We start from the raw sequence: 4,342 nt of genomic DNA on the forward strand, positions 1-4,342 counted from the left end.
AGCATGCCCGGTTCGCCCGCTTATGTACACCGAAGGACCTCTCCGGATAAAACGCAGGCGCCCCGATGAAGGTGCCCCTGGGTGGCCGAGACCTGTTCAAAACCCGAAGATCACGAATCGGGGCGCCGCGGAAAGCCCTTCATTGCACCCATGCGAGCGCAGAGTGCGGTGCTCCAAGACACGGTTTCTGGTGGAATCTTCAGCCTTCGCTTCCCGCGGAGGGGCTAGGGCGTCGCGCAAAGACAGTACTCGCCAGTTCGATCGCAACATGAGATAGGACAAGCCACTCACACGACTCTGAATACGAGGAGCCGCCGATACTTGGCCCGAACTAGCGACGCGCAATAGCGTCCCAGTCTGCAGCGTCGAACCAAGCGTCGATGGCATCCTGCTTGATCCAGCCGCCGCTACCCAGCAGCTTCCAAAACCGGGAGGCTACGCGGTTCCGGATAGCGCCACTTTTGATTGGAACTGTCTTGCTGCCCGTGAGAATGACGCCGTGGCGTGCGCGCGAGATCATGACGGCTAGGATGCGAGCTTCCTCGGCGAGCGCCTCTGCCGTGTCCTTCTGCCGAAAGTCAGGCAGCGTGTCCTCCTCCAACCCCAAAACAACGATCCAGTCGAATTGTTGGCCTTTGCCGGCGTGGCCGGTGAGGAGATGAACTCCCGGCAGACTCAGGAGTGTCGAGTCGTCGCCCACTCGGATTCGGCCACGAATCGCCGCTGCGGTAACGCCATCCTGCAGGAGGTCGTAGCACCAGTTGATGGCGTCTGCCATGGACGTACGATCGTTGGAGTCCTGGATCGAGTCCAACCCTGCAGCGGTACGGAGGAATTCAAGCTGGTCTGCCGCAGCATTGAATTCAACTACCGACAGCCGCGTAAGCATGGCCTTCATGGCGCGGGCGGTGTCGGTGTCGAGCACGCCGTCCTCCCAGCGATAGTACGGTAGTCCGCTCGCCTCCACGCGTTCATCAGCGAATCGACGGCGCGGCTTTGTGCGGGCAACGACGCCGATGCGCTGTCCGGGTGCGTTCTTCAGGATTCGCTCGCAGAGCGCGACAATCCATTCGGCTTCCGATCCTACATCGCTGAACCCGACGCCACCAGCGAGTCCACCCCCGGGCCAGGAGGCTGGCTTGGCCGCGGTGAGGATCTGTCCGCCGGTCACCCCATTGAGCGAATTGACCATCGCAAGGACGGCCGGGGAGGAACGGTGCGACTCCGAGAACTCGATGGTGTCGACGCATTCAGCTTGGAGGGCCGCGTGGACCTGATTTGGCATGGCACCGGCGAAGCTGTAGATACCCTGGGCCAAGTCTCCGGCGTACGTCGTCTTCCCGTAGCCGATCCGGTTGACGATCCGCAGTTGCTGCGGCGTGAGGTCTTGGAATTCGTCGACAATGACTGCAGCAAAGTGGTTGCGGTAGAGCCCAGCGACCTGATCGTTGGCCAGGATGATCTCGGCCAAGCGAGGCAGGTCGTCGTAGGTCAGTCGCCCCTCAGCGATCCGCTGCCGCTCGATCTCCAGGGCGACCCGGTTGCCGACGCGGACGAGCTCGGCGTCAACTTCGGCGTCATCACGCGGCTCCTGCTTGGCGACCCGGAGAAAGGTCTGCACGTCGGTCGACGCCAGAAAGCTGAGGCCTCTGGCTCGACACTGTTCAGCGATCCAGTCTGACTCCGGCGCGATCATTGTCGGGTCGAGCCCGATGACGTTGGCATGGGCTCGAAAGATCCGAGCAGCTAGGCCATGGAAATTGGAGACGGTGACGAGGTCGCGCATCTCCTGGGGAGTCAGGTACGACTGCAGTCGATCCCTTGCATTGTCACGCGCACGGTTGGAGAACGTAGTCACCAGAATGCGTCGTGGCGCAACGGCGTTACCTCGTGCGATCAGACCCTTGGCGCGTAGCCCGAGCGCTTCGGTCTTGCCGCATCCAGCGGGCGCCACGACGAGGAGAGACAGTCCCTCGTGGTCACGGATCTCAGCTTGCCTGACTGTGGGTTCGACCATCGGGCTAACTCGCAATCTCGTCGAGCAAGTCCTCGATGCTCTTGATCTTACGGGCGGTCGGCTCGTCGAGCAGTCCAGCTACCACCATCGCTGCGCGCGCCTTGTAGGTCGACTTGAAGCGACAGAATGCGGCGACGTCGTCGGTCGTTCGTGTACCGGACGGCCCGGTAATTTTGCAGTTGTTGAGTTCGTTCCTTGAGAAGTGACCGGACCTCTCGATCGCGCTCCACAAGGCGTCGGCCCCGATCGCTGCGGTGTACTCCTCCTCCAGATCGCGTTCCGAAATCCAGACCGAGTGCTTGTTGAGATCACCCTCGGCGACACCGATTTTGCTCGCCGTGTCCGCGGCGGCATCGCGGTCGATGAGCAGCGACATCGGGACGTTGAAGCCGTTCGGTCCAAACAGTTGCCGAATCGCCCCCATGTCCCCAGCCCCACCGGTTTCGACGAGCGAGACGCCGAGCCGGTCGAGTTCGCGATCGGTGAGGCGCGCAGCCTGTTCGAGGACGATGCGATCGGAGATACCTTCCACACCGACAACACGTCGGGCCGTGAGCGGCTCGAGCCGGTCGCGGACCCACCAGCGCACCACCATCCGCTGATCGGCGCTCAGGAAACCCGTCTTCGGCTGGATAACGGCACCACCGGATCGGACGGTCACGATCGACTCCGCGGAGAAGGCGCTGACGATGTCCGACGAGTGAGTAGCCAGGAACTTCTGGTTCTCTCCAGCTTGTAGAAGCCGCGCGAGGCTACGTTGACTACTGGGGTGGAGATGGATCTCAGGCTCATCGATGCCAACCATGTTCGCGCCGCCTGAAATCAGGTCGTAGAGCGCGATCGCGTACATAGCACGCATACCGTCCGACTGCTCGCTGATAGCACGGGGAACGCCAGCCTTGCTGACATGCAGCCGAACACCGCTCAGCACGTCGTTGTCGGCCGAGGCACCTGGGACGAACTGGAGATCGTCCTTGCCAATAGCGTCCGGAAGTGCCTTCGTAAGCTGACCGGCGAGTTCATCGCGAATGCCGTCGAGCACCTTGGATTCCCGCAGCCCCTCGCCAATCTTCTCGATCAGCGCGTCGAAGATGGCCTGCTCGGCTCCAAGATCGATGGCCCTCAAGATTTCGTCGAGCATCGAGTGCCGGTTGTCGCGGATGTCTCGCGAGCCGTCCGCGGCCCCGAGCAGCGTCCATCGGATGCCGAGCAACTGGTTGCGCGAGAGTTGACGTCCGGTGCCACTGGTCGGAGCGAAGCGCTGGACCGAGAGGGTCTGGTTGACGTCGAACGTTGCTTCCATGCGGATGGTCAGGGACTTGGTGCCGCTGGCCCTAACCTGGATCTCGTCTGGGTAAAGAGCCTCGTCGTCGGTCGAGAAGTCGATCAGATCGACCTCGACGACTAAGGGCTGATCAGGGTCGCGGAGATCATCGATGGTGATCTTGGAGTAAAGCTGTGCGGCGCTGGCTCCGAGAAGAAGATCGAGGCAGCGCAGGAGTGACGACTTGCCGACGTCGTTCGGACCGACCAGCACCAAGTGTTGCCGTACCTCAAGTTCAAGATCCTGTAGGCGGCTGTGGTTTTGAACAGCGACACGGTTCAAACGCACTAGGTCCATCCCCCCTCGGCGAGAGTGCGCCGTCCAGCTCATCCCGGTGAACTCGCCAGTCAGGCATGTGCAGATTCATTCGTTCAACGAAGCACCCGTTGTGGGTTTACGCTAGATGATGTCGCTAGCCCTCGCCGGAGCCGTGCTGAGCGGGTGCCGTCACGTGTCCGACTGACTCGCTCCGGGCCAGCAGGTCACCGGGATGTTACAGCACATACAGCCCGTGCAGCGGTAGCCGGGCCGACATCTTCGTGCCCGTGACGACGCTGATCTCCAAGGTGTGCACTTTCGCCCGAGCATTGCGGCGGCTTGCGCGGGTGAGGTACCCAGTATGGGCAACGTGGCATGAACGAGTGCGGGGCGGGCGAGAACCTTCATGTCCGACAGGTGTGCGCCGCACACCTGCGCAGAGGCTCCGGCCGTCCCACTGCGCCCTGCTTGCGTCGGTCGTCCGTCCTATTCTCACGGACGGCGTTGGTGCAAGGCGCCTTCCCTGCGCTCACAAACGAAGTACACCTCCGTCTGAAATCTCCGGTTTGGGCGCGATGCCAAGTCGGCGATGGTCGGTCGCACAAGTCACCAGCACCACCGACCGGCGTCAGGCGGCGGTGCCGCCGTAGTGCGCGGCCAGGCGCCGCAGCCCCTCGTCGACGCTCACGGCGGGGCGCCAGTGCAGGTCGCGACTTGTGGCCCGCTGGTCGAACCAGTGCGCG

Annotated in this window: 2 protein-coding genes; both read right to left on the reverse strand. The window is 62.6% G+C overall.

Going from position 1 to position 4,342, the window contains the following annotated elements; genetic code table 11:
• Positions 1-331: 331 nt before the first annotated feature.
• Entirely contained in the window at positions 332-2,017 is a 1,686-nt protein-coding gene (locus B3T59_RS09110) for a UvrD-helicase domain-containing protein (protein ID WP_287002058.1), read from the reverse strand.
• A 4-nt stretch (positions 2,018-2,021) separates the two neighbouring features.
• Complete coding sequence (locus B3T59_RS09115) at positions 2,022-3,671, reverse strand: ATP-dependent nuclease (RefSeq protein ID WP_349681963.1); 1,650 nt, start codon at positions 3,669-3,671, stop codon at positions 2,022-2,024.
• Positions 3,672-4,342: the final 671 nt, after the last annotated feature.

Source organism: Gordonia sp. UBA7860 (assembly GCF_002500165.1).
Lineage (GTDB): Bacteria > Actinomycetota > Actinomycetes > Mycobacteriales > Mycobacteriaceae > Gordonia > Gordonia sputi.

Bases quoted from the DNA above. Each gene is read 5' to 3' on its own strand.
- B3T59_RS09115 (WP_349681963.1), bottom strand. From the start codon at position 3,671: ATGAGCTGGACGGCGCACTCTCGCCGAGGGGGGATGGACCTAGTGCGT.
- B3T59_RS09110 (WP_287002058.1), bottom strand. From the start codon at position 2,017: ATGGTCGAACCCACAGTCAGGCAAGCTGAGATCCGTGACCACGAGGGA.